The sequence below is a fragment of the Psychrobacter pygoscelis genome, assembly GCF_004335015.1.
Classification (GTDB): domain Bacteria; phylum Pseudomonadota; class Gammaproteobacteria; order Pseudomonadales; family Moraxellaceae; genus Psychrobacter; species Psychrobacter pygoscelis.
This window is the reverse complement of record NZ_RQRU01000002.1, coordinates 522,662-547,855: the sequence shown is the minus strand read 5'-3', so window position 1 is coordinate 547,855 and position 25,194 is coordinate 522,662. Positions and strand designations below refer to the sequence as shown.

Below are 25,194 nucleotides of genomic sequence, written 5' to 3'. Positions count from 1 at the left end.
TAAGTCAATCGCTGATTTCAGCTTGAACTCTTATGACTAAACGTCGTGCTTATTGCGCCACTCATTAACTTCACGCTCTACGGCTTCTTTGGCCTGACCATAACGCTCTTGAACTTTACCCACTAATTTATCAAAGCTACCTTCGATATGGGTCATGTCATCATCGGTCAAGTCGGCCCATTTTTGTTTTACAGAGCCTTTTAATTGGTTCCAGTCACCTTTAAATGTCTCTTTATTCATAATAAGGGTTCCTTATCTATTAAATATATCTGCTAGTCAGTAGTAACTGACCGTTCTAGGTCTAGCTAGGTATAAGTATGCCGCCACGTTAGAGCGCTGTCTGTATATTGAATGTTTAAGTAGATTAGTTGTTATTTGTCTAGGTCAACAGTTTCTATCTTGCGGCGTGCATCTATTGACATAATTGAGCCATTAAAAGTAACGGTTAATAATATTTTATGCAATTTTATTAGCGAAACTCAGCGATAGGCTATACAGAATATAAGATATAATCGCGATTGAGCCGCCCTTAATCGTTGTTTGTAAGCATATGCTTACACGAAGTGACGCTTTGACCACTTACTAAAGCTCGCTCGATTTGCGATGATAGCTTTACGGCATCAAGGATGATGACTCAAGGATGAGTGGTCAAACTTTAAAGAATGTATTTTTAAATATGTATTTTAAAGTATGGCTTCCAGATTAAGGATGAGGGCTGATTAGAGTTGAAAGGCTTTAACAAGTAGCCAGTCATGAATGTTATGTCTAGACGGATATAAGATCATGAAGTAAGGATACCAAGCAGTAAGCTGTCCCCCAACAGCATGGGATGATGATAGTCATAGGGCAAGATGCCTAACTACTACGCTACGCTCTAGGATGGAGCAACGGTTGTAATAGGATATAAGGAAATAACAGCGAAAACCGTATAGCTTAAGGCTATGCGGTTTTGTTGTATCTAGCAGTTGTAAACTTACTAACCTTTGAGCGTGTGCTGATTAGTGGCGATAGTTGTTGGTGACAGGTGTCTGTGACAGACGTTTGAGCAGAAACGTGCGGTAGGAGTTGTTGGAGCTTTGTCTCTAATAATATGTGTCAAACGAGTCTAAGACAGACGGTCAAAACATTCTATAGTGGATTGATGTAAGCATATGCTTACACGAAGTGACGCTTTGACGACTTACTAAAGCTCGCTCGATTTGCGATGATAGCTTTACGGCATCAAGGATGATGACTCAAGGATGAGTGGCTAAGCCCTGAAGTAGCTAGAGCTAGCATGGGTAAAGCTTCTGAATGAAGGACAATAGGTAAAGCTTATATGAAGTAAGCCTACTTTGAAATAAGTAAGATTACTTTGTGTAGAGTACCATTCATAATCATCTTATCTAGTTTGCTAAGAGGATATGAAGCAAGGATGCAAGCACTATACTGAATATAACTAAAATCTCAGCTTGTTTCATTATATTCAGTAGTATTAACCAAAGCAGGATGCTTGAGAGTCGCTAGATGCTCTAGGATGGAACTTCTAAGCGATGACTAATAGGGACATTAACAGCAAAAACCGTGTGGCTTATGGCTATACGGTTTTGTTGTTTGGGGTGCTTACCTCCTTCCTAGCCTCTAGATTGCTTCAGTTCTATATCCTTTATTACTCTACACCTACGAAGTCAAAATCAACTTTAGGGCGCTGTCCTTGCATCAGTAGGCTCAGGGCCTTTGCTGAGCCGCAAGAGTGTGTCCAGCCCAGAGTACCGTGACCTGAATTGAGCCATAAGTTATCAAAGCTGGCTTGCGGATTAGTAGAGCCATGCTTGATATAGCCGCGATGTGCACGGCCAATAAGTGGTACGTTAGAAGGTGTCATCGGTCTTAACCCTGTCCAGTAGTCGACGGAATCAGCAATAATTCCGCGAGGAAAAAGCTGCTTTATACGGTGGGTAATAGCCTCGCAGCGCACTGGGTTTAACGCCAGATTAAAGCCATTGAATTCGGCTGTTCCGGCGACGCGAAGCTTGTCTCCAAGTCTAGACATGACCAGCTTAAATTCATCATCAATCATACTGACAAAGGGAGCAAGATGCGGCGCTTTTGGGTTGACCTGATAAGTAGCGGAGTAGCCTTTAGCGGGGAAGATAGGCAGATTAATACCAAGTGGCTTGGCCAGAGCTACGCTATAGCTGCCTAAAGCAAGCACGTAGCTGTCTGCACTAAAAGTCTGGCTATCTTCACCGTTAGGGCGAATAGTCAGGCTATGAATGTGCGACTGGCATGAGCCGGAGGTTGGCGCAGCTTGATCAAGATTTAAGGCCACTATCTCGGTATCGAATAAAAATCGCACACCAGCTTGCTGACACTGCTTAGCGAGGCGCTGAGTAAAGAGATGAGCATTGCCTGATTCATCTTTACTGGTATAAGTAGCACCGACGAGCTGGTGAGCGATAGGATAGAGAGCAGGCTCAAGATCGACTGCGGTATTGATATCAATGACGTACCTCTCACAGCCTAGCTCCTGCATGCGCTCAGTAGGAGCAATAGCAGCATTAAACTCGGCTTGAGAGGTATAAAAGTGCATGATACCGCGCGTCTGCTGCTCGTAGTCAATGCCAATCTCAGCACGCAAGCTCTGAAGAGCCGCGCGTGAATACAGCCCTAAGTGCACCATCTGTACCAAATTGGCATCAGCACGCTGAGCGGTACATTCTTGCAAAAACTGCATCGTCCATCTTAGCTGTGCCTTGTCTGAGCGTAGGCGAAAGAGCAGGGGGGCATCTTCTTTAAACAGCCACTTTAGCGCCTTAAGTGGTGTGGCAGGATTGGCCCAAGGGGTAGCATGTGAGACCGAAATCTGCCCGCCATTAGCAAATGAGGTCTGCATCGCTGCTTGCGATTCACGCTCTATGACCGTGACCTCAAACCCTGCTTGACGTAGATACCAAGCAGTCGTCACGCCAACTACGCCGGCGCCTAGCACAGCAACATGGGTCATCTTAATCTCAACAAATTAATCTCAATAACATAGGATTTAGTAGCATCAAGGGGCATTTAATACAGTCTCGTGCGTAGCCATAACCTTGATGATCATACTTCTAGATATAGCTTTTAGCGTTCACGAGCCACGCTGGCTTGCAGCGCTGTGGGCAACTGAAGCAGAGTAAGATCGCTATCAGCAATTTGCTCTGGACGGGCAACGACTAGAGCCTCAAAGCGAGTACTGTCATCAGGACTGGTAATCGCATTGACCACTTGGATTTTATCAAGGCTTTCACCTGCTAAGGGCGTGCTACCTGTGCCTGAGACACGGTGTAAAAAGGCTTTGGGGGCGGCTTTAAAGTAGACGCGGGCGATGACTTCTTGGCCCAGATAGCAGCCCTTGTCATAATCCACACCACCGCGCTGATGCAGGCGCAGCTCTTGTGGCTGAAATAACCCTGTGGTTGCCGCGGTGATCCAATAGTTGCCGGTGGCGATACTGCGTGCCATCCATGCTTGCGGATCGCAATGCTCATCGCTATGGCTAAAGGTCGGCTCACTACTTGAGTCGTCATCGAGCACACAAGGATATACCTCGGTAGCTGCGCTGGTCGTAAATTTGGAAAATGCGCCAAATTTATTTAGATGCGCCAGTAAGTCTGCCATACAGTCGCTGCTAGCCACAATGTCAAATTGCTTCTCATCCTGTTTTTTGACCCAGATGCCGAATTGGATACGCCCTTTTAGATTAGCAATAGCAGTGGGCTGATAGCTTAACCCCAGCTTGCTGACATCACAGGTAAGCTGACCTTGCAAAAAGGTATCAGCGTCTTGGCCTTCGAGAGTAATTTGCTGAAAAGTCGGCATAGTCATGATGGTCTTAAATCCTTAAGGTCTCGGTCTTATAGCGTTAGTAGCCGTTAGGGTAAATATTGGCTAGCGAGGCAAAGCCACAGTTTTATAGAGTCATATTTCTAGAAAGTCACACTTCTAGAAAGTCGCGATGTTTGGATAGTCGCAATTACAGCAAGTCACAAGACTTAAAAGTGACCGTGCTTAAAAAGTATAACGCTATTTATTCACTATAAAAGCAGTAAATAGTAAAAGTGATTGATTTTTAAGTAGGGGCGATTGGATAAGTTTTCAATATCTTAGGGTCGTCAAAAGCGTGTCAATTACGGTACAATAGCGCAAAATTCAATACTGACACTGATACTGAGGATAAGATGAGCTTACCTAACTGCCCAAACTGTGATTCTGACTTAACTTATGAAGATGGCACGCTACTGGTGTGCCCGATGTGCGCTCACGAATGGAACCCAGCCGAAGCTGCTGCCGATGGCAATGGCGCGTCAGAAGAACAAGCCGTCATCCGTGACGCTGTCGGCAATGAGCTTCAAGATGGCGATGCGGTAACAGTCATCAAAGATCTGAAGGTCAAAGGCTCATCGACACCGATTAAAGTAGGTACCAAAGTTAAAAGTATTCGCCTGCTGCATGATGCGCCAGATGATCATGATATTGACTGCAAGGTCGATGGCTTCGGTGCTATGAAGCTTAAATCATCAGTGGTCAAAAAGGCATAGAGCGTTTAGTACGCCTAGGATGGTTGAGTGCGCCTAGAATGGTGGATATGCACATCTAAGTGCCGAGGCTTGACTGAGTATGATTAGCGGCTGGCGCTTGTTGCAAGCTATCTTATGCTCTTAGCACCATTGAGTGACTGCTTAAACAATATAAATATAAAAAGGTGTCCATCTAGGGCACCTTTTATTATTGGCTAACGGCTTATCTATTATCATTGATTTACATGGGATTGAAATCCTTAGTATGAATGTACGCCAAACTAAGCCAGATTATGGCCAGAGCCTAACCAGACTGACCAAACCTTAGTTATAGCAAGTATCCGATTAACCAGTGGTCACGCACTCGTATTAAAAGAGCGCAGGATTGCTATGCTTAACTACTGGAAAAGCTGCGCTGCGTATGGAATTTTACCCTCAAACACACATAAGCCGACGCCAGTTGGCCCTGTATTGCCCATAGAGATGTTCGATACGGGCAACACGGGTATCTTTTGTAGACCAGTACGGCGTTTGATTAGGTCCAGCAGATAGTTATCAATATCTGAACGACCCATTGTGAGGACATACGAGAAGGTATCAGCTCTTTGTAAGCTCTCAGCAAAATCTTCAACGATATAATCAAGCGCTCTTTCTAGCTTACGAATTTTGTTAATAGCGATTAGCTCGCCCGCCTCAGTCATCTTGAGCACAGGCTTAATATTGAAGATATTAGCAAAGAAACCAGCGGTAGCTGACAATTTCTTATTTTTAATAAGCGTGGACAAGGTGTCGATAGCAAAGAGCATTTTATGACTTGCGCGCAGATCATCTAAGCGCATGGCAATATCTGACATACTCTCGCCTTGCTCTAGCAAATGCTCAGCTTCTAACGCTAGCATTGCCTCGCATATATTAAGCTCTTTACAATCATAAACATAGATATGCATACGATCTTGAAAGCGTTGCGCCACTTTTTTAGTGATGGCGTAGCTCTCACTTAATTTAGAAGAAGTAGTACAAACAAAGACTTCTTTATAACCCTGCTCATAAAGTCGGGTGAATAGGGCATCGACTTCTTCTTCGGGCGCTGGCGACGTATGGACGGCTGAACAAGCAGCGTCTGACATGATCTTTATCAAACGATCCTGAGTAATGTTTTTATTATCAATAAATTCGACATTATTGACAAAAAGTCGCATAGGTATCAGCTGAATATTGGTTTTAACGTCAATATTACCGAGGCCAGAAGAGGAAGTACAAATTACAATACGGCTCATGTCGACTTTATTCCCTAGAATGTATAACGAATGATTATATGATTGATTATATTTTATAACCTATTTTTAACCGATTTCTAATGTAACTTGATGACTCATGAGTAGAAGTTTAATACCTTGACACCACGATATCCCTAAGGCCGTGCAACTTCTCTTAGCGACGCTGCAATAAATCTAGGTTAAATTAGCCATACCAAAGAGCACTATGTTAAGTTTTTATTTTTAATTATATTAAAATAATTAAAATATACTATATTTATCATTCTAAGTTGTGGCAATCAATGTCATTGCTTTTAGTGGCCGGCGCTATATGCAGAGCTTCTACCCTCTCCCAAAGCGTCTAGAAGCTTGAGCCACTTTTTTGGATTACTGTGTTGCTTATCGGTTGGTGCAGTACGGTGCAGCGTGTACAAGGTTACTAGTTGATTGATTCAAATTAGGTATAGCTGACCGTTACACTTGCTTGCACTGTTGAGCGGCATACGGCACTTTTGCCGAAAAGACACATAAACCCGCCCCTGTTAGCCCATGATTGGCTAACGACAGCACGGTGATAAAAACTTCTTTATAGCCTTGCTCACATAAACTTACGCCCACCTCAGTCATCTCGTGACTGCTAGCCAATAAATTTATACCCGCTACTCTGTCCAAAAGATGAGGGACTAATAACAATACCAGCCATAATGCTAACCACTGTTACTAGAGTTAAGGAAAGGTTCTATTACAGCTGCGCTAAAAGATGATTTAGTGATGTTTACTAAATCATGAGGTCAGTCGGTTATAGGTATAAGGTTGTACTGAGACGACAAAATGTAATCAGTAAAGATATTTTGCTGAGAGGATAACTAGGGCAAGTCAAGCTGAGGCAATAAAAGAAGGGGGCTAGGGACTATTGAGTGTTAACTGAAAGTTAATAGCATAATGATAGGACAAATTCAGTATCAAGTGAAAAGTTACAGGAGAGAAGCATAAAAAATCACTGATTAAAAGCTAAAAAATAGCAGCAGCTGCCTAAACTATCCCCAAGCACGCGAAAGCAAATTTAGGCCGTTTAATACCCTTATTAAATGCCATTATGATAGGTTAAGCAAGTACGATTTTTGAACGCTAATACTACAGTTAATCCTGATAACCACAGGATTTAGGTTGTTATCGGTGCATTGATTGGCTATAGTTGAGTTAAAGAAACCCTTATAGATGGTAAGGGCTTAGTAAGCACAGACTGTTAAGGAGTACTAGATGGCAAAGAAGGCAAGTAAGACTGAGCATGTAGCTGATGAATATGTCCAAGATGAAAAGGGCATCGAAAAATACGAGACAAAAAAGAAGAAAGCAGGCTCTCGGGTCAAGACCAAAGAAGTCATTGATGAGGTGCTGTTAAAGGATCTGTCTGAGGGCAATATTGATGGCATCTCCGAGCATCTACAGGCTCTTATTCATGATGCTTCACCAGATGACTTGGTTAAGCTCAAAGATCTATTTGCCAAACATGCGCTTGCCAATCAAGTCAAAACGGGCAGTAAAAAAGACGATGAGTTATCAGATAACTGGCGCGAGGGCGGCTATCCGTATAAAAACCGCTTGTCTCGCAAAAACTATGAAAAGCAAAAGTATCATTTGCAAGTTGAGTTATTAAAGCTTCAGCGCTGGGTTCGTAATACGGGACAAAAAGTAGTCATCGTCTTTGAAGGGCGTGATGCTGCGGGTAAAGGCGGTACTATTAAGCGCTTTATGGAGCACTTAAACCCTCGTGGCGCGAAAGTTATCGCACTTGAAAAGCCCACTGAGCAAGAGCTAGGACAATGGTATTTCCAGCGCTATATCCAGCACTTGCCGACGCGAGGCGAGATGGTGATGTTTGATCGCTCTTGGTACAACCGTGCAGGCGTTGAGCGGGTTATGGGCTTCTGTACCGACACCGAATATGAGATTTTTATGAAGCAAGTGCCGGAGTTTGAGAAGCACTTGATAGATTCGGGTATTCATTTGATTAAGTTCTGGTTTTCAGTCAGCCGTGATGAGCAGCGTCGCCGCTTTGCTCAGCGTGAAGCTCACCCATTAAAGCAGTGGAAACTGTCGCCTATTGATATGGCGTCACTGGATAAGTGGGATGACTATACGCTAGCGAAAGAGGCGATGTTTTATAACACAGATACCGCCGAATCGCCTTGGATTGTGATTAAGTCGGACTGTAAAAAACGCGCGCGCTTAAATGCCATGCGCTATGTGCTTAACAAGCTTCCGTATGAGAACAAAGATCAAAAACAAGTGGGCAATGTCGATCCGCTTATCGTTGGACGCGCAGGCGCATTATATGAGCTAGGCGAAAAAGAAGAGTTGGCGGTTGTATAATTATTAATCAAATTATTAATATTGTTATAGCGGTTTAATACTTTTCGCTTAGATACAATGTTTTAATCACTTAAAGTTTTAACCACTCAAACCATGTTTGAGTGGTTTTTTTATTACACAATAATAAAAAAAATTGGATTAGTTCATTGGTCCATATTTCATAGAACTGACATGCTTTGGTCATATCCGTGTAGCTTTAAAACTGTTTAATCTAACTAAATAATACCTCAAAAACTATTCTTCAGTTGAATTAGCGTCTCGTCAATAATTACTCATCAATGAACAATAAATTATTTAAGGATTAAACCATGAAGCGTATGATCGCAACGTTAGCTGTCGGTATCTTGTGTAGTGTCTCTGCCAGTGCAGCGACAGTGACTGGGGCAGGTGCCTCTTTTCCTAAGCCTGTCTACTCACAGTGGGCCAGCGACTACAATAAAGCAACGGGCAATAGAATTAATTATCAATCTATCGGCTCATCAGGCGGTATCAAGCAGATTCTGGCTAAGACCGTAGATTTTGGTGCTTCAGATGCGCCTATGAGCGCCAGCGATCTTCGTAAGCACGGTTTGGTTCAGTTTCCTATGGTCATCGGTGGCGTCGTGCCAATCGTTAATATAAATGGCGTAGGTCCGGGTAAAATGCGCTTGACGGGTGATGTGCTGGCCGATATCTATCTGGGTAAAATCAAGCGTTGGAATGATCCTGCGATTGCCCGTCTTAACCCTACGCTGCGACTGCCCAACGAGAAAATCACCACTATCTTTCGCTCAGACGGCTCTGGGACGACTTATGTCTTTACCAACTATCTGAGCCAAGTCTCACCAACGTGGAAAGGTAAAGTTGGGGTGAATAAGTCGATTAAGTGGCCAACAATGGCGACTGGCATGGGCGGTAAAGGCAATGAAGGCGTGACCAACTATGTCAGCCGCGTCAACAACTCTATCGGCTACGTCGAGTATGCTTATGCCAAGCAAAACAACCTAGCTTACACGCAGCTTAAAAACCGCGCCGGTAACTATGTTAAGCCATCTGACGACACCTTTGCCGCTGCAGCGAAAGTCGACTGGACTCGTGTGCCTGGCTTCTCACTTATGATTACCAATCAGCCAGACGCAAAAGCTTGGCCGATCTCAGCCGCGACTTTTATCTTAATGCATAAAGATGCCAAAGACGCTACCGCCAGCCAAGAGGCGCTTAAATTCTTTGATTGGGCATTCAATAATGGTGATGCCGCCGCGAAGAAGCTAGACTTTGTACCGCTGCCGAATCAGACCAAAGCCGCCATTCGTCAAGAGTGGAAAAACATTCACTAAGTCGCTCACGGCTTAATTAAAACAATAAATAATTAACTAAGAATATTAATTAAAGTAGATTTGCTGACAGTCACCAAAAAGGTGGCTGTTTTTTTATGGCGAATATTTTGTGACTGTTTATTATTAAAACTCTAAGACCACAATTCGAACTCGGCTGACCAAGGCTTATATTTTTCCTAATTTCTCTAGGCGCGATTGACTTGTATCTCTAATTCTCTAATCCTCTGATGCACTACAGCCATCTCTCTTAGCGCTCTAAACTAATGTTTCTTTATCAACTAGTCCGCATTGAAAAACAACAATTTGCAGGTGGGAGGAGGGCACTTGTGTATAAGTATTTAACAGAAGTCGTAGCATTTAGTGATTGAAATTTATGTGACTGCGAATAAGCGCTATAATATTTAATATCTTGATTGTCTCTGAGCCAAATGTGATGATTTGGTAATACTAATACTTCGCCAGCTTAGTAATGAGCCGTATATGGTGCTCTAGCGTCAGTCTAAATTAGGAATTTTGATGGCTTTAGATGACCCAATAATAAGAGAGTCTCAAGTTGCCGACCTCGATGCGTTACTAGCCTTGGAGCAAAAGGCTATTGAGGCAGAGCGACCATTTAATCCGGCGATAAAATCGCCAAGGTGCCTATTACTGCGACTTAAAAACTGACGTTTGAAGAGGATAGCAGATTGCTGGTAGGGCAGATATTAGACAGTATTATTGTTGCTACAAGTTATGCGTAGAGTCGTCGCTCAAAGCCTTCCCTAAAGCATGAACGACGTGGCTATCTTGATGTTTATGCTGATAATAGCCCTGCTGTTCGAGCCTGTGAGAGATTTGGATTCGCAGCATCCAAGCTAGAAATGAAGTTAAGCCTTGAGAAAATTTGACTAAAAGCACAATTAATCGCTGCTATTACCCCTCAAAGTCGGTAGGTGGCTAATTACTATTCAATCAATTATTGTTTATCGTTATTAGAAAATAAGTTCAAAATTCACTATTATTAATAAACTCAGGAAACTATATGAGCAGCAAAAACCAACAACTCTTTGCCCAAGCCAAAAAACACATCCCCGGCGGCGTTAACTCGCCCGTTCGCGCCTTTGCAGGGGTTGGTGGTACGCCAGTATTTATTCAAAGGGCGGCAGGCAGCAAGATTTATGACACTGAAGACAATGCCTATATCGACTATGTTGGCTCGTGGGGGCCGATGATTTTGGGTCACGCGCATCCCAAAGTAATTGATGCGGTCAAAAAGGCAGCTGACGATGGTCTAAGCTTTGGCGCACCGACATCGTTTGAGACGACGGTCGCTGATATCATCTGTGATATCGTGCCTAGTGTCGATATGATTCGCATGACCAGCTCAGGTACTGAAGCGACGATGAGTGCGATTCGCTTAGCGCGTGGCTATACAGGCCGTGATAAAATCGTCAAATTCGAGGGCTGCTATCATGGGCACTCTGACAGCCTGCTGGTCAAAGCAGGGTCGGGCATGCTCGATATCGGTGAGCCGACCTCCAAAGGCGTGCCAGCCGACTTTGCCAAGCACACCATTACTTTGCCATACAACGACCCACAAGCCATTAAAGACTGCTTTGAGAAGTGGGGCGAGCAGATTGCTTGTGTCATCGTTGAGCCTATTGCGGGCAACATGAATATGGTCATTCCGACGCAAGACTTTCACGACACCTTACGTGCCGAGTGCACTAAAGGCGGTGCGGTTCTAATATTTGATGAGGTCATGACCGGCTTCCGTGTTGGTCTTGGCGGTGCGCAAGCACACTTTGGTATCGAACCGGACTTGACTTGCTTTGGTAAGATTATCGGTGCGGGCCTACCTGTCGGTGCCTTCGGTGGCAAGCGCGACATTATGGAGTGTATCGCTCCAATGGGCGGCGTCTATCAAGCAGGAACACTGTCAGGTAACCCGCTGGCCATGCGCGCTGGTATCGCCATGTTTGAAGACTTAACCGTCGATGGCTTTTACGATAAGCTAGCAAGCAAGGTGGATTATTTAATCGATGGTATCCAAGCTGCTGCAGACAAACATGGTATCCATCTGCGCACTAATAAGCTTGGCGGTATGCTAGGTATGTTCTTTGTGAAAGATGCTGGCACTGCCACACCGCAAAACTTCGATGACGTGACGCACTGCGATATGGATGCCTTTAATACCTTCTTCCATGGCATGCTTGAGCGCGGCGTTTATCTTGCGCCATCTGCTTATGAAGCTGGCTTTATGTCGTCTAAGCATACGACTGAAGACTTAGATGCGACCATCAAAGCGGCAGATGAAATATTTGAAGAGATGGCAGCTAACCAAAAGTAGCGGCTAAGTGTCAAATGTCTTAATAAGTTATGGTTTATGAAGGCTTATGTATTACAGTCAAGTCCAAATAAAGTCATCGTAATGTGAGGCGGAGCTGCTACAAGTTTTTCTGGCTTGCTGCGGACCCGTCGATAGAGGCTGTGAAAAATTCATCCCAGTACCGCTGTATCATTTTTATAATGAACTTACGATAGCTTGTTAGAGCCATAATTACTGATGTGCGTAGCCGACGACTTTAGGGTTGTCGGCTTTCTACTATCAGTCTAAAGTCTCAAAGTCTAACGTCTCAATCAACGACGAGGCTAATGGGTTAAGAGATAGGGTATGATAAATAAGCTCAACAGCGAGTCCGCTAGCAAGTACAGCCATACCCCATTGACCCATCTGTGACGTTTTCAATGATTAAACCACAACATCGACCAATCATACGTTTTAATCGATAGCACCACTGCTCAGTAGCGCTAATGAGTTTGATCATAATAAGTTCTTTGTTAGGCGAATCTACCTTGATAACCTTGCCACTTTTTGGCATAAGTGCTTTAATGAGCCAAGTTTATAGACGCTATATCTATAGCCTTTCGATTAAGTTTCACTTCATTTAACCTTGGGTAATAAACAACTATTATGCCGACCAACTTTTTAGCCAATAACGAACTCATGGCGGCCATTGATATTGGCTCAAATAGCTTTCATTTAGCCATTGCTCGTCTTGACCATAGCGAAGTTCGAAAAGTCGCCTCAATGTCCGAAAAGGTCCAATTGGCCGCGGGATTAGATGACAACAACATCTTAAGTGAAGAGGCGCAGCAGCGCGGTCTAGACTGTTTAAGCCGATTCGTGGGAAGGCTTGAGTCTGTATCGGCAGACCGTCTGCGTATCGTCGCTACTAATGCCCTGCGGCAAGCCAAAAATGCGGATGAGTTTATCAAGCGTGCCAATGACATTTTGCCCAAGCCCATTGAAATTATTGCCGGCCGAGAAGAAGCTCGGCTTATTTATTTGGGCGTTTCACACACCAATGCCAGTAGTGACAAGCGTTTGGTCATCGATATCGGCGGTGGTTCTACCGAGTTTATTATCGGTCAGGAGTTTGAGCCGATATTGACCGAAAGTCTACAAATGGGCTGCGTGGCCTTTACCAAAAGCTACTTTGAGGATGGCGACATTAGCGAAAAGGCTTTTGACAAAGCCATCGCTGCCGCACGAAAAGAGATATTAGCGATTAGCGGTCAGTACCAAAAGACGGGTTGGAGCAGTGTCATTGGCTCTAGTGGCACTATTAAGGCGGTGCGCAACGTCCTCGTTGCTCAAGGCTGGGCAGATGAACAAGAGCGCATTACTTATCAAGGCGTTAAGTCTCTTGAGAAGCTGCTTGTTAAGATAGGCAGCGTCGAAGATATCGAGCTTGAAGGTGTCAAAGAGCACCGTAAGGCTGTGTTTCCAGCTGGAGTAGCGGTGCTACTGGCCATTATGAAAGTCCTTGGTATCGATACTATTACTTATTCAGACGGGGCGCTACGTGAAGGGGTGATGTATGACATGCTAGGCCGCTTTGCTAGCGAAGATGTCCGCGATCGCAGTGTTCACGCCCTTATCCAGCGTTATTCAGTCGACAAGCGTCAAGCTGATCGTGTGGTTAAGTCTAGCCATAGTTTGTTTGAGCAGGTTCAGCACCGGTTAGGGCTCAATGGTGAAGACGATGATTTACTGCGCCGTGCTGCTTTTTTGCACGAGATCGGTTTGGCGATTAGTCATAGTGGCTATCATCGGCACAGTGCCTATTTACTTGAGCATTCAGACGTTCCTGGGTTCTCTCAGGTCGACCAGCTCCGCATGTCGCAGTTGGTACTGAACCATCGCCGCAAGCTAAAATCTGACGGCTTCGTTCAAGCCAAGATGATTGGTGGCCTTAGTCTGGTTTATCTCTGTTTACTACTGCGTCTGGCAGTACTTGCTCATCATAGCCGCAGCGACTCTGAGCGGCCAGTCATCAATTTAGAGCTTGCCGATGAGCAGCACTGGCGAATTACTATTGACGCCGATAGCGAAGACTATCCATTACTGTTGTCCGACCTAAATGACGAGGTTGAGCAATTTGCCAAATGGCATATTCAGCTTGAAGTAGTCACTGACTCTGACGGGCAATAATCTTAAGCTCGGTGGTCAGTCATTAAATTGAGCTATTGCAAGTTACTAGCGATTATGCGACGATAGCAAGATTAAGTTTACATCTGTATACTTAGTTTGAATTACTGGTCAATAATGATTGGCCGTTATTATTTTAATGCCTTTGATAGTTAGATAGACAGTCAGGATTACCTATGAGCTCAGTCTGGGAAAGCGTCCAATTAGCACGACATGCCAAGCGTCCTTTATTTATGGACTATGCCAATCAGCTGTTTAGCGAGTTTGATATCTTGCATGGCGACCGCGCCTATGCTGATGATAAGGCCATTATTGGTGGGCTTGCACGACTGGATAATCGCCCAGTCATGCTGATCGGTCAGCATCGAGGTCACAGTACTCGTGAGCGTATCGCGCATAATTTTGGTATGGCGAACCCAGAAGGCTATCGCAAAGTGATCCGTTTGGTGAGGATGGCCGAGCGCTTTAATATTCCGGTGCTGACTTTTATTGACACCCAAGGTGCTTACCCCGGTGTTGGCGCAGAGGAGCGTGGTCAGGCACAGGCTATTGCTGATAGTATCGCTGTATTCTCTAGTCTTAAGACGCCTATTATTGCTACTGTCATCGGCGAGGGTGGCTCAGGTGGAGCGTTAGCGATAGGGGTCGGTGATCGTGTTAATATGCTGCAAAATAGTATCTATTCAGTCATCTCACCCGAGGGCTGCGCATCCATTCTTTGGAAGACCGCCGAAAAAGCCTCTGACGCTAGTGACGCCCTTAAACTCAATGCCGATAATCTCTATCAGATGGGATTAGTGAATGCGGTGATTGATGAAGGTAAAGGCGCGCACATCGACCCTAAGCCAGTTATGACTCGTCTAAAGACCCTTCTTACTCAGCAGCTAGATGAGCTGAATCAACTTGACACCGAGACCTTACTAGAGCAGCGCTACGCGCGTCTAAAAAGCTTTGACTCCAAAGTAGCACTCGTGGGTTAAGTTGACGTTATCTTGAGGCTGGGACTGGCTTGAATAGTCAGTCCTACTTGCCGTAAGTGCTTATATTAATGCTTCTCTTCCTACCTACTAATCTCTCTACCTACTAACTCCCACCTAACTTTTTTCACCTCATTGTTAATTTCTTTCTTTCTAACTGACTCTTTAATCTTCTGCTAATTGCCTTGCGCTGCAATAAAATCAGGCGGTAGATGATAAAAATCTATAGCTATTCTGTGGCTAATAAAGGCGATTGACCGCTCATGAAGCCAGTTAAGTCACTAAAACCTGTTTATTACTCCCATAAAGTTATAAGATGAGATTAAATCTTAATAACTTAACCATGATTTGTTATTAATTAAGCAATCAGAGTGATATCTATTAGCCACTAGGTGTTGGCTAATATTAAAAGCTACTTAGAACTAAAATTACTAAATACTATAATAAGGAACGTCAGTGAATCAGATATTAATTAGAGTAGGAGGCGCAGCAGGTATGTCTTTATTAACGATGATGGCAACGACTGCGATGGCTCACTCAGGTAGCCTGGCTACCGGTAGCTTTGCTGGATTTGAAGCTGGGATAATGCATCCTTATGGCGGTCTTGACCATATGCTACTGGCCTTTGGCTTAGGATTATTATTCTCTCGCGATATTAAATTTGGGGGGCTGTGGGGCGCGGTCGTACTGATCGCTATGCTTATAGTGGGCTTCATCGCTGGGATTAGTTTTGAATTTACCTCAGTATTTATCGAGATAGGTATCATGGCTTCAGTCGTTATTACCGCTGCATTATTATTTCAGAGTAAGCGGTTTATGCTACTGACCATCGCTGGTGGTCTGGCTGTTTTTCATGGTATTGCTCATGGTATGGAGATTCCCACTAATGCGTCAGCAATTGGCTTTATGGCGGGTATGGTTACAGCGATGACTATCCTCTATATCGTGGGTTACGGCTTTGGTCAGATTATCCTTCAGAACCTGCCAGCTGCTTTGCAGCGTCATCACTGGATTGAGAAGGCTCTAGCGGTAATCGGGGTCAGTGCTTTGCTACTAAGCTAGTAGAGTTCTCACTCCTATTTAAGCCAAGATATGCTCAATGCATGTTAGCTCATTGGCTTGGATAAGGGGTTATTGATAAAACTGACCTAATGTTAGATTTGGTAATTTAGGCTGTCGTTAATAAGCTGAAGTTTTTATAATATAGTTCTTCTGATGCCAGTAGTCTTATCTGTGCATCACTATTCTAAGAAGGGATAAATAATAAAGGTGGATTTAGACCACTAATTCGTGACTGTCCCGCCAAGCTGAGGTCTGCTATGCGCAAAATTCCTGTTTATAATCATCCTGCTGCTGGTTGGCCTGCCCTTGCTTCATCAGCACGAAAACTTATGTCGTTCAATGCCGTTGCTCGCGGTAGCCGAAGTGTCCTACGGGGCAATCAGCCTGAGGGTGGCTTTGATTGCCCTGGCTGTGCTTGGCCGGATCACAAAAGTCCAAAGACGATTGATATGTGTGAAAATGGTATCAAGGTCGTCGCTAGTGAGACTATGGCGACTAGAGCTGACGCCGATTTTTTTGCCCAACATTCGCTCAAAGAACTTCAAAAGTGGTCGGGGTATCAGTTAGAGCATGCTGGACGTCTGTCTGAGCCGCTTCGCTATGATAGCGCACAAGACCGCTATGTGCCCATCACGTGGGAAGAAGCCTATCAGTGTATCGCTCAGAACTTACAGCAGTTAGATAATCCTAATGAGGCGATGTTTTATACCTCAGGGCGTATCACTAATGAGCCTGCTTTTTTATTTCAACTTATGGTGCGCAGCTTTGGTACCAATAACATGCCCGATTGCTCTAATATGTGCCATGAGCCGACTTCGGTGATGCTAGCTAAGCAGCTGGGTATAGGTAAAGCTACCGTAACCTTAGAGGACTTTTCGCGCGCTAAGCTCATCTTATTGTTCGGTCAAAACCCTGCAACCAATCATCCACGAATGCTAGAGATGCTGGCCCACTCTCATCATCAAGGCTGCCGGATCATCTCTATTAACCCCATGCGTGAACAAGCCTTGTTCAAATTTAGAAATCCGCAAAAGCCCCTGCATATGGTGGCTTCGCAAAGCGACAAAATGGTCGATGAGGTCGTGCAAATTCGCATTGGGGGTGACGCGGCTCTACTCACGGGTGTGGCTAAATGGCTGGTCGCCAATGATCATATCAATACAGACTTCATTAGCACTCATACCGCCCATTTTACAGCGCTAGAGGCTTGGCTTGAGCAGCAGTCATGGGCAGACATCGAGCAAGGCAGTGGTATCGATAAAGCGCAAATTATTACCTTAGCAACGCTCGTCGCTGCTAGTCCTGCGACCATTTGTACTTGGGGTATGGGCATCACCCAACACGTTCAAGGTGAAGACAATGTCGCTATGATTACCAACTTGCTGCTATTGATGGGCATGATTGGCGTCGAAGGGGCAGGAGCGTCGCCAGTTCGTGGTCACTCCAATGTCCAAGGCGACCGTACTATGGGTATTCATGAGCGGCCTAGTCAAAGCTTTTTGGATAATTTAGAGAAGGTATTTAAGCAGCCGATGCCAAGAGAGCATGGCTTTGATGTCGTGCAAGGTGCTAAGGCGCTCATTGATGGCAAAATCAAAGTATTTATGGGCTTGGGCGGTAACTACTCTATGGCCGCGCCAGATTGCAAATCAATTCAGCAGGCGCTAACGCAGACTAAGCTCAATGTATTTGTAGGAACCAAGCTGAATGAGACGATGCTCCACCCAGGTGCAAACAATATTATATTACCGAGTCTGAGCCGTACCGAAAAGCTGACGACGGCCAAAGGTGTTCAGTTTGCTACTATAGAAGACTCTATGTGTCAGATCGTACCGACACAAGGCAGACTGGCGCCTATTAGTGATGCCCTCAAGTCAGACGCACAAATTATCGCTGATATAGCCACTCATCTATTCACTGAGGATAGGTCACTTGATGGTCATATTCCTTGGCAAGCCATGGCCGAGGATTTTAATCTTACCCGTGATTATATAGCCAAAGCTATCAGCGGCTTTGAAGATTTTAATCAACGCTTGCAAGCGGCGCCGCGAGGGTTTCATTTGTTCCATCCTGCTCGCGTACGTCAGTGGCACACGAAGAGCGGCAAGGCAGAGTTTGTGGTGCCGCAATATCCCATTACTTATGGACAGGCGCAGCTATCAGACAGCGCTAATTATGCTGGCGGCACGAGTAGTGAGAGTCACTGGCAATTGACTACCGTACGCAGCCATGATCAGTTCAATACCACTATCTTTGGCTATGAAGATCGTTACCGCCATACCAGTCGGCGTGACGTTTTGTTTATGCATCCTGATGAGATCAAACGTATGGGCTGGCAAGTTGGCGATCAGATTATGGTGACGCGTCAAGACAGTAAGCAGCAGCAACGCGTGCTCGGACCATTAATCCTATCAGAGATGGATATCGCGGCCAATGCGGTCGCTGCTTATTACCCCGAATGTAACGACTTAATCGATCTTGATACCCATGCTCCGGATTCAAGAACGCCTGCATACAAGTCCTTAAATGTGGTGCTAGAGAAAGTAGGTTCAGCTGCTGCTTAACCTCGCTCATGGCACTGCTATCTGCAAAAATTATGATCAATCTTAAGAGAACGGCCCCTTTACAGGAAGTAGAGGGGGCATTATCGACGTCCATCACAAGGCAACATAATGCGCAGCAGCACAAGCAAATATCGACACAGCAGTCTGGCTTAGTGCAGCAGTCGGCGACTTTAGCGACGGAGGCTGCAATTGCTATTGTTATTAATGGCATACACTATGCGGTGCTGATGGCGACACCTGATCAGCTAGAATACTTGGCCATAGGCTTCTTATTTAGTGAAGGGCTAATCCGTCAAGGTAGTGATCTATTAGACTGGGAGGTGATAGCTTTAACCAATCGACCAAGGCTAGTAGATAGTCTAGTAAGCGCTAATATGACCTCCAAAGAGGCACTGGCGCTGTCAGATCAGCTGCTAGATTACGATGTATATTTGGTAAATCTGGTACTCAATCAGCGCTGTCACCAGCGTATTCAAGCCCAGAAGCGCCAGCTTGCCGGGCGTACTGGCTGCGGTATGTGCGGTATTACTGGATTGGCGCAAGCTTTGCCAAACTTAAGCGCTTATCAGCAAACCCCCAAACCTGCACCCACTCTCAATGAGCTATTATTTTTGCGTCAGCAAATCAGTACGGCGCAGCAGGGCCATCTTCTGACAGGTGCTATTCATGCTGCTGCGGCTGACTTTAATGGCGAGCTACTGCTATTTGAAGATGTGGGTCGGCACAATGCCTTGGATAAGCTTATCGGCTGGCAGGTTCGCCAAAAAGCTGAGCTAAATTATGTGGTTATGACCTCACGCTTGTCTATTGAGCTGGTACAAAAGGTCATTCGAGCGCAGATTCCGTGGCTCGTTGGTATGTCTGCACCGACCAGTACCGCGGTACGCACAGCGGAGCGTTATGGGCTTGGTTTAGCAGGATTTTTACGAGATAACCGGGTGACTTACTATTCAGGTTACTCGCAGCCGTCTACTGGTGATTTAGATAATAATTAATGGCATAGTGAGCACAATAACGCGCTTTTCGCTCCCTACTGTTGTTTTTTTAATGTTCTAAAACGGTATTGATGATTAGTGTTAGAATTTGACTGGTCTTGTTGTAGATTCTCTAGCTAAAACCGCTGCTGGTTTCTATTTTGCGCTCAATCAGGCATTATAACCCTGCATTCTTTATAGCCCTCTACTATTATGGTCTCTGAATCTTCTCATGATGTTGCTCAACCCTTAATTGCTACTCTCCTGTCAAGCTTTGCTCAACATGCGGCAGTGTTAAATGGTCGTCGAGTCTGGCTAGCCTGTAGTGGTGGTCGAGACTCTTTAAGTCTTGCTGCTATATGTCTGCAACTTTATCATCAAGGCAAATTGCCATTTTTACCGCAGCTGTTACACGTTAACCACGGTCTGCAGGCCGCTAATGATGCGTGGGCCAAGCAGGTGCAAGCTTGGGCAGAGGAGCATGGTATGTCATGCCAGATCCTACCAGCCCGAGTGCAGGGAAGTGATGAGCAAGCAGCACGGCAGGCGCGATACGATGCGCTGATGCAGGTGATGAATATTGGCGACGTGCTAATACTGGCGCATCATCGTAATGATCAGGTAGAGACTGTCCTGATGCGGCTGTTTAACGGGGCAGGCGTCAATGGTCTTTCGGGTATGCAAGAGTGGTCAGATAAGACTTGTCGTAACAAAGCGCAAAAGGCAAAAACTATCCATCTTTGGCGGCCATGGTTGCCGGTTAGCCGAGCTCAAATTACCGACTATGCTCAGGGCGTTTGTCTCGATTATATCGATGACCCTACTAACGAGATGCCAGCGTCACCTAGTAAACATGATGATCTTGCGTTTAAGTCGCCGCTGGGCTTGGAGGCGCTCAATGATAGAGCGTGGCTGCGTAGCGTCATTATGCCGCAGATTCAGGCGCGATTTCCCCAAGTAAGCTCGGCTATTGCTCGAAGTAGCCAACTTCTAAGCGACGCCAATAGCATTGTAATGGCGCAAGCCCAGGATGATTTAACAACCTGTCTTTACCAAGATAGTGACCGCAGTCGGCAATGGCAATTGACCGCGGAGCTTGCCCACCTCCAGTCCATTTTAGATATTAATCTGGTACTCGACTTACCCGCTGCTCGGCAGTCTGCTCTAATTCACTATTGGTTAAGCCCTAAGGCGACGGATTTGCCGCCGCCCAAGCGTCTGGTTGATGATGTGCTAGAGCTTTGCTTGAGACAAGATAATGATCACCAGACTTGCCTGCACTGGCAAAGCGCCCCTGATAATAGTCAGCATGGCTATGAGATTCGCCGTTATCGGCAGCGCTTGTTTCGACTGCGCTCAGACTGGTCTGCTTGGTTAGCGTCGCCGCCGCGGAGCCAAGAGCTTTTGCTCAGAGATATGTTATTTAATAAAAAGCTACTCAAGCAGTGGCTACTTGATGGTGGGTCGTCCAAGTATTGTGAGTTAAAGCACAGTCATCATGCTTTCAGCTGGCAGCTACAGCACTTATCAGAGCTAACTGCGAATTTGTTAGTAAGTTTGGCGGATACTAACTCTGATAATTTGGCTTTACAGTTTGAACCTTTGCCACGTGATCTGCCACTGAGACTAGCCGGTCGTATCGGGAGTAAGTCTGGTAAGAAGCTACTACAAGCCTTGCAACTGCCGCAGTTTATGCGCGGATCAGTCATACTATGTTCTCTTATTTACAAGCAAGCAGATGACCAAGCAGCTACTAGCAGGGTACTGCCGCATAGAACACCGCTGTTTATTCTAAGTATGACAGGGGTTACGGTCCTCCAAAGCTCGCAGACTGCGGTTATTCAATCGTGGCTATCACATCATCATCCTGTCATGCGCCTTAGGCATAATCTGCACTAACCTGCATAATCTTTATGAATCACAACTCTATAAACCTTAGTACTAGCGATTGGTCATTGGCTTTGAGCCGTGGTAGTGCCGTGCGAAAGACTGACCGTAGTAAAGTTGATGTGATACACTAAGCGTCATTTTATAATTACGATTTAGCGCCATAGCTTTGTATTTATAGCTACCGCTGATCACGCTAACCGATCAAAAGAGTTGACTGGTTTACGAAGATTGACGGTTTTGGCTGAGAAGGTTTTTGTGAGTGGATTTGCAGCTTTGCTTTGAAGTCTTATCCTCCTGTCACTTATTTATATCACTATGGTTAGACGATGTCTTAGCGGAGTAATGAAGTAATATATCGCGATAAGATAGTGGGCAAATGAGACGCCATCGGCAAGCTAAAAAGTTAGGCTATTAGGCCGATCAGTTATTAAGGAGTATTCACTTATGAGTCTATTGGATAATAAAAAAATTATTTTCATTGGTGGTGGCAATATGGCCCAAGCTTTGATCAGTGGATTGCTTGGTCGCAGTGTTGAAGCCGGTAATATTACCGTCTCTGATCCTAGTGCGGAGATTAGAGCGCAGCTGGCCAAAAAAGATATTACTAGCATCGATCCTACACAGGACATGGCAGCAGCCAAGCAAGCCGTTCAGTCGGCAGATGTGGTAATGCTAGCCGTGAAGCCACAAGTCATGAGTAAGGTGATTCCAGACTTCGCTGAGGTATTGGAGCAGCAGCTGGTGATGTCGGTAGCGGCAGGACTATCGACTGACAGTCTGTCGCAGATGCTACAAGGCTATCGCACTATCGTTCGGGCTATGCCTAATACACCAGCGATGATTCAGATGGGGGCTACCGGCTTATTTGCTAGTGAAGCTATTACTGAGGAGCAGCGCCAGCTTGCTTATGAGGTGATGGCCGCCTCTGGTCTGGTTATGTGGGTTGAGGAAGAGGCGCAGCTACACGCGGTAACTGCGGTCTCTGGATCAGCACCTGCTTACTTCTTTTACTTTATCGAATCGATAATTGATGGCGGCGTTGCGCTAGGTCTTGAGCGTAAGCAGGCAGCAGCATTAGCCATGCAAACCGCTCTAGGTGCAGCACAGATGAGCATTGCTAGTGATGAGCCACCTGCAGAGCTACGCCGCAAAGTCACCTCGCCCAATGGCACGACGCAAGCGGCTATTGAATCAATGCAGAGCAGCGAGATCGGCGAGCATATTAAGCAGGCTATGCAGGCGTGCTATGAGCGCAGTCAAGCCATCAGTAGTGAGATGAACCAGTAGCTTATTGGCTCTCTATTAGTTCGAGATAAGCGTTTAGCCGTCTTTTAACACCGCTAAACGCCTTGGTCATCCCGACCTCAATATGATGTTTGATTCCCTATATTAAGTTGAGTAGCGTTTCCATGAATGACGTGTTATTGCCATTATTTGACTTGGTCACCACCATTGCGATGTTGTTGATCTTTATCCGTTTTATGCTGCAATTTGCGGGTATAGATGCCCGAGATCCTATAGCGATGCCAGCCTATAAAGCCACTGGGGTCGTTGATGTATTTAGCCGAATCTTTCCTACCGTTGCCCAAGGCCGCATTAGTATTGCTGCTATCGTCTTAATGTTCTTGATCCGCTTGATTGACATCTCTGGTAAGTCTGCTCTAGCGCATCATGGTATGGCTCCGATTCAGCTATTCTTCATGGGCTCGCTCAGCCTTATCCTCGATTTTTTGCGCATGTGTCGCTATTTAGTGATAGGCTCCATCATTGTGAGCTGGATTGTGGTATTAACCAACTCAATGCACCCTATACTCGGTCTGATTATGCGCCTAGCTGAGCCGATTCTTGCGCCATTTCGCCGTATTACGCCGAATTTAGGTATGCTTGATCTATCACCCATGGTGGCGTTCTTTGCCTTTTATCTGATTGAGCTATTTGTCAGCAAATTGGCGGTCAATATCATGCCGATGCTAGGCTAGTTAATAAGGTCTTGATAATAAGTTTATTATTAACAATGTACTAATAAAAAAGACAGCTTTTGGGGCTGTCTTTTTTTTGCTCTATTTACCACTGGAGTCTAAGGCTTGTGAAACCATTGTAGATTTTACTGGTCACCCGTCTACAGTATGGTCTCCAGAGCTGCTAGAGCGTATAAATTAAGGCTGGCGATCAGCGAAGCGATTAGGAATAAGCTGAGAATTAGCCTCTTGGGAATGCGGCTGGTCAGCAGCAGCTAAAATGGTCTGCATCCAGTTATCCGCCGCTTTAATCGCATCGATTAGAGCATCGCCTTGCGCCAGTCGTCCAGCGATATAGCTGGCTAGAGAGCAGCCTGAACCATGGAACTCACCCTCTAGTCTTGGGAGGATACTATGATGAACCATCTCACCCTCGACGTATAGGTATTGATCGATGTCACCGCTATCAAAGTCATGAGAGGTCTTAACTAATACTGCCTTTGCCCCTTGCGCGCATAGTTTTTTTGCCCCTTCATGCAGATCTTGTTGTCCCGACAACGCCCTTAGTTCATGCGTATTCGGAGTTAGTAGGGTGGCGTAAGGGATTAAATCAGCGAATGCAGTCACCAAAGTGGCCTCATCACCTAAGCTGCCACCGCTATTGGCGACCAATACTGGATCTAGCACAAATGGGGTATTGGCAGCGATAGCGCCATCTTTAAATAAAGAGGCTAGCATCGCAATGTTATCGGTAGTACCTAGCATACCAGATTTGATAGCGGCTACTGGCAAATCGTTTAGCACTGCTAACGCTTGATCTCGAACTAACGACGCTGAGCTTGCTTCAAAGCCAAAGACCTGCTGCGAGCTTTGGATGGTAATCGCGCTGCAAGCTACTGCTGCATGAGCACCGCTACTGCCGATAGCTTCAATATCGGCCTGCAATCCTGCGCCACCAGAAGGATCTAATCCAGAAAAACATAACACCACAGCTCGCATAGCCACACCTCACTTTGTTAGCGTTTAATCATTGATGATATATAGTCAACCTACTCAAGATTCGGTATTGAGTCACAGGCATAAGTCAGCACCTGCATTAAGTCTATCATACCTGCTGATCTAAAATTATCGCAGTGGTCCGGAGCTTACTAGCGTGGATTAGGATTGACTATAATTTTCTTATTATAAGTAACTCAATTAGAAATCTGAAACATTAACCCCAAGCTTTGTTTAATACCATCTGTCGTAGATTAATCACCATAATTAAGCCATAAATCCTCTAAATTAGCGGTTTATGATAGGGTGGGTTAAATAAAAGCGCAGTCAGTGCTTGCAATTTAACTTTGCTTTGCTATAATACACGCCCACAGCATAGGATGAACCATAAACAATGCTGTGAGTGACCTGTTATATTGGTGAAGTGGGTGAGTGGCTGAAACCGCACCCCTGCTAAGGGTGTATACGTTAACGCGTATCGAGGGTTCGAATCCCTCCTTCACCGCCATTTATTAGCGTAATATATGATAGTTTAATAGCTGCCAGTATTGCTGCAAATAAATATTAAATAATTTGTCATTAAATGGTTGACTTAGTGAATATATTCACTATAATAACCACCTCGTTAAGACGCAGTGCGTCATAATGATAAGCTCAATAAGTAAGATGTTAAATGCGCCTGTAGCTCAGCTGGATAGAGCACTTGGCTACGAACTAAGGGGTCGGGAGTTCGAATCTCTCCAGGCGCACCATTTAACACATTCTATTTGTTAGCTTGCAGTTTTTATTAGCTAAATGCTATAAAAAATATAGATGATA

Annotated in this window: 18 protein-coding genes and 2 tRNA genes; 14 read left to right on the top strand and 6 right to left on the bottom strand. The window is 45.2% G+C overall.

Translation table 11 applies throughout. The annotated features are described in order from the left end of the window. Positions 1 to 36: 36 nt before the first annotated feature. The 3 genes from EGV92_RS07015 to ygfZ form a co-directional block, all read right to left on the bottom strand. A complete protein-coding gene (locus tag EGV92_RS07015; protein ID WP_131668505.1) occupies positions 37 to 240 on the bottom strand; it encodes a CsbD family protein in 204 nt (67 codons plus the stop codon). A 1,408-nt stretch (positions 241 to 1,648) separates the two neighbouring features. Next, positions 1,649 to 2,986, bottom strand: a complete 1,338-nt coding sequence (locus EGV92_RS07010; protein ID WP_131668504.1) for a D-amino acid dehydrogenase — start codon at positions 2,984 to 2,986, stop codon at positions 1,649 to 1,651. A 113-nt stretch (positions 2,987 to 3,099) separates the two neighbouring features. Then, positions 3,100 to 3,837, bottom strand: coding sequence for a CAF17-like 4Fe-4S cluster assembly/insertion protein YgfZ (ygfZ, locus tag EGV92_RS07005; RefSeq protein ID WP_423227905.1), 738 nt, complete (start codon positions 3,835 to 3,837; stop codon positions 3,100 to 3,102). Positions 3,838 to 4,196: 359 nt separating this feature from the next. On the opposite strand from ygfZ, the gene EGV92_RS07000 reads away from it, so the two are divergent. Next, entirely contained in the window at positions 4,197 to 4,556 is a 360-nt protein-coding gene (locus EGV92_RS07000) for a zinc ribbon domain-containing protein YjdM (RefSeq protein ID WP_131668502.1), read from the top strand. 377 nt (positions 4,557 to 4,933) lie between these two features. Here EGV92_RS07000 and EGV92_RS06995 read toward each other — a convergent pair whose 3' ends face one another. Beyond that, complete coding sequence (locus EGV92_RS06995) at positions 4,934 to 5,812, bottom strand: DegV family protein (protein WP_131668501.1); 879 nt, start codon at positions 5,810 to 5,812, stop codon at positions 4,934 to 4,936. Positions 5,813 to 6,265: 453 nt separating this feature from the next. Continuing rightward, positions 6,266 to 6,418: a hypothetical protein gene (locus EGV92_RS06990; protein WP_165525577.1), complete on the bottom strand. Its 153-nt coding sequence runs from the start codon at positions 6,416 to 6,418 to the stop codon at positions 6,266 to 6,268. Between the two features lie 633 nt (positions 6,419 to 7,051). Here EGV92_RS06990 and ppk2 point away from each other — a divergent pair. From ppk2 to EGV92_RS06935, 11 genes are all read left to right on the top strand, one after another. Next, entirely contained in the window at positions 7,052 to 8,164 is a 1,113-nt protein-coding gene (ppk2, locus tag EGV92_RS06985) for a polyphosphate kinase 2 (protein ID WP_131668499.1), read from the top strand. 308 nt (positions 8,165 to 8,472) lie between these two features. Then, the gene (gene pstS, locus EGV92_RS06980; protein WP_131668498.1) at positions 8,473 to 9,480 is read left to right on the top strand and encodes a phosphate ABC transporter substrate-binding protein PstS; all 1,008 of its coding nucleotides are present in this window, start codon (positions 8,473 to 8,475) and stop codon (positions 9,478 to 9,480) included. Between the two features lie 1,021 nt (positions 9,481 to 10,501). After that, positions 10,502 to 11,809, top strand: coding sequence for a glutamate-1-semialdehyde 2,1-aminomutase (gene hemL, locus EGV92_RS06975; RefSeq protein WP_131668497.1), 1,308 nt, complete (start codon positions 10,502 to 10,504; stop codon positions 11,807 to 11,809). Between the two features lie 624 nt (positions 11,810 to 12,433). Then, positions 12,434 to 13,957, top strand: coding sequence for an exopolyphosphatase (gene ppx / locus EGV92_RS06970; RefSeq protein ID WP_131668496.1), 1,524 nt, complete (start codon positions 12,434 to 12,436; stop codon positions 13,955 to 13,957). A 173-nt stretch (positions 13,958 to 14,130) separates the two neighbouring features. Continuing rightward, complete coding sequence (locus EGV92_RS06965; RefSeq protein ID WP_131668495.1) at positions 14,131 to 14,934, top strand: acetyl-CoA carboxylase carboxyltransferase subunit alpha; 804 nt, start codon at positions 14,131 to 14,133, stop codon at positions 14,932 to 14,934. 453 nt (positions 14,935 to 15,387) lie between these two features. After that, on the top strand, positions 15,388 to 15,993 hold the full coding sequence (locus EGV92_RS06960) for a HupE/UreJ family protein (protein ID WP_131668494.1): 606 nt from the start codon (positions 15,388 to 15,390) through the stop codon (positions 15,991 to 15,993). 257 nt (positions 15,994 to 16,250) lie between these two features. Continuing rightward, the gene (locus tag EGV92_RS06955; RefSeq protein ID WP_131668493.1) at positions 16,251 to 18,557 is read left to right on the top strand and encodes an FdhF/YdeP family oxidoreductase; all 2,307 of its coding nucleotides are present in this window, start codon (positions 16,251 to 16,253) and stop codon (positions 18,555 to 18,557) included. Between the two features lie 8 nt (positions 18,558 to 18,565). Continuing rightward, positions 18,566 to 19,552: a formate dehydrogenase accessory sulfurtransferase FdhD gene (fdhD, locus tag EGV92_RS06950; RefSeq protein WP_242678642.1), complete on the top strand. Its 987-nt coding sequence runs from the start codon at positions 18,566 to 18,568 to the stop codon at positions 19,550 to 19,552. 192 nt (positions 19,553 to 19,744) lie between these two features. Further along, positions 19,745 to 21,430, top strand: a complete 1,686-nt coding sequence (gene tilS, locus EGV92_RS06945; RefSeq protein WP_131668492.1) for a tRNA lysidine(34) synthetase TilS — start codon at positions 19,745 to 19,747, stop codon at positions 21,428 to 21,430. Between the two features lie 435 nt (positions 21,431 to 21,865). Beyond that, the gene (gene proC / locus EGV92_RS06940) at positions 21,866 to 22,708 is read left to right on the top strand and encodes a pyrroline-5-carboxylate reductase (RefSeq protein ID WP_131668491.1); all 843 of its coding nucleotides are present in this window, start codon (positions 21,866 to 21,868) and stop codon (positions 22,706 to 22,708) included. A 122-nt stretch (positions 22,709 to 22,830) separates the two neighbouring features. After that, the gene (locus EGV92_RS06935; RefSeq protein ID WP_131668490.1) at positions 22,831 to 23,400 is read left to right on the top strand and encodes a YggT family protein; all 570 of its coding nucleotides are present in this window, start codon (positions 22,831 to 22,833) and stop codon (positions 23,398 to 23,400) included. A gap of 177 nt (positions 23,401 to 23,577) precedes the next feature. Here the strand turns inward: EGV92_RS06935 and EGV92_RS06930 are convergent, their stop codons facing one another. After that, complete coding sequence (locus EGV92_RS06930; RefSeq protein ID WP_131668489.1) at positions 23,578 to 24,378, bottom strand: hydroxymethylpyrimidine/phosphomethylpyrimidine kinase; 801 nt, start codon at positions 24,376 to 24,378, stop codon at positions 23,578 to 23,580. A gap of 415 nt (positions 24,379 to 24,793) precedes the next feature. On the opposite strand from EGV92_RS06930, the gene EGV92_RS06925 reads away from it, so the two are divergent. Together EGV92_RS06925 and EGV92_RS06920 are read left to right on the top strand one after the other, a co-directional pair. Beyond that, positions 24,794 to 24,883, top strand: a tRNA-Ser gene (locus EGV92_RS06925). Positions 24,884 to 25,050: 167 nt separating this feature from the next. Continuing rightward, positions 25,051 to 25,127, top strand: a tRNA-Arg gene (locus EGV92_RS06920). Positions 25,128 to 25,194: the final 67 nt, after the last annotated feature.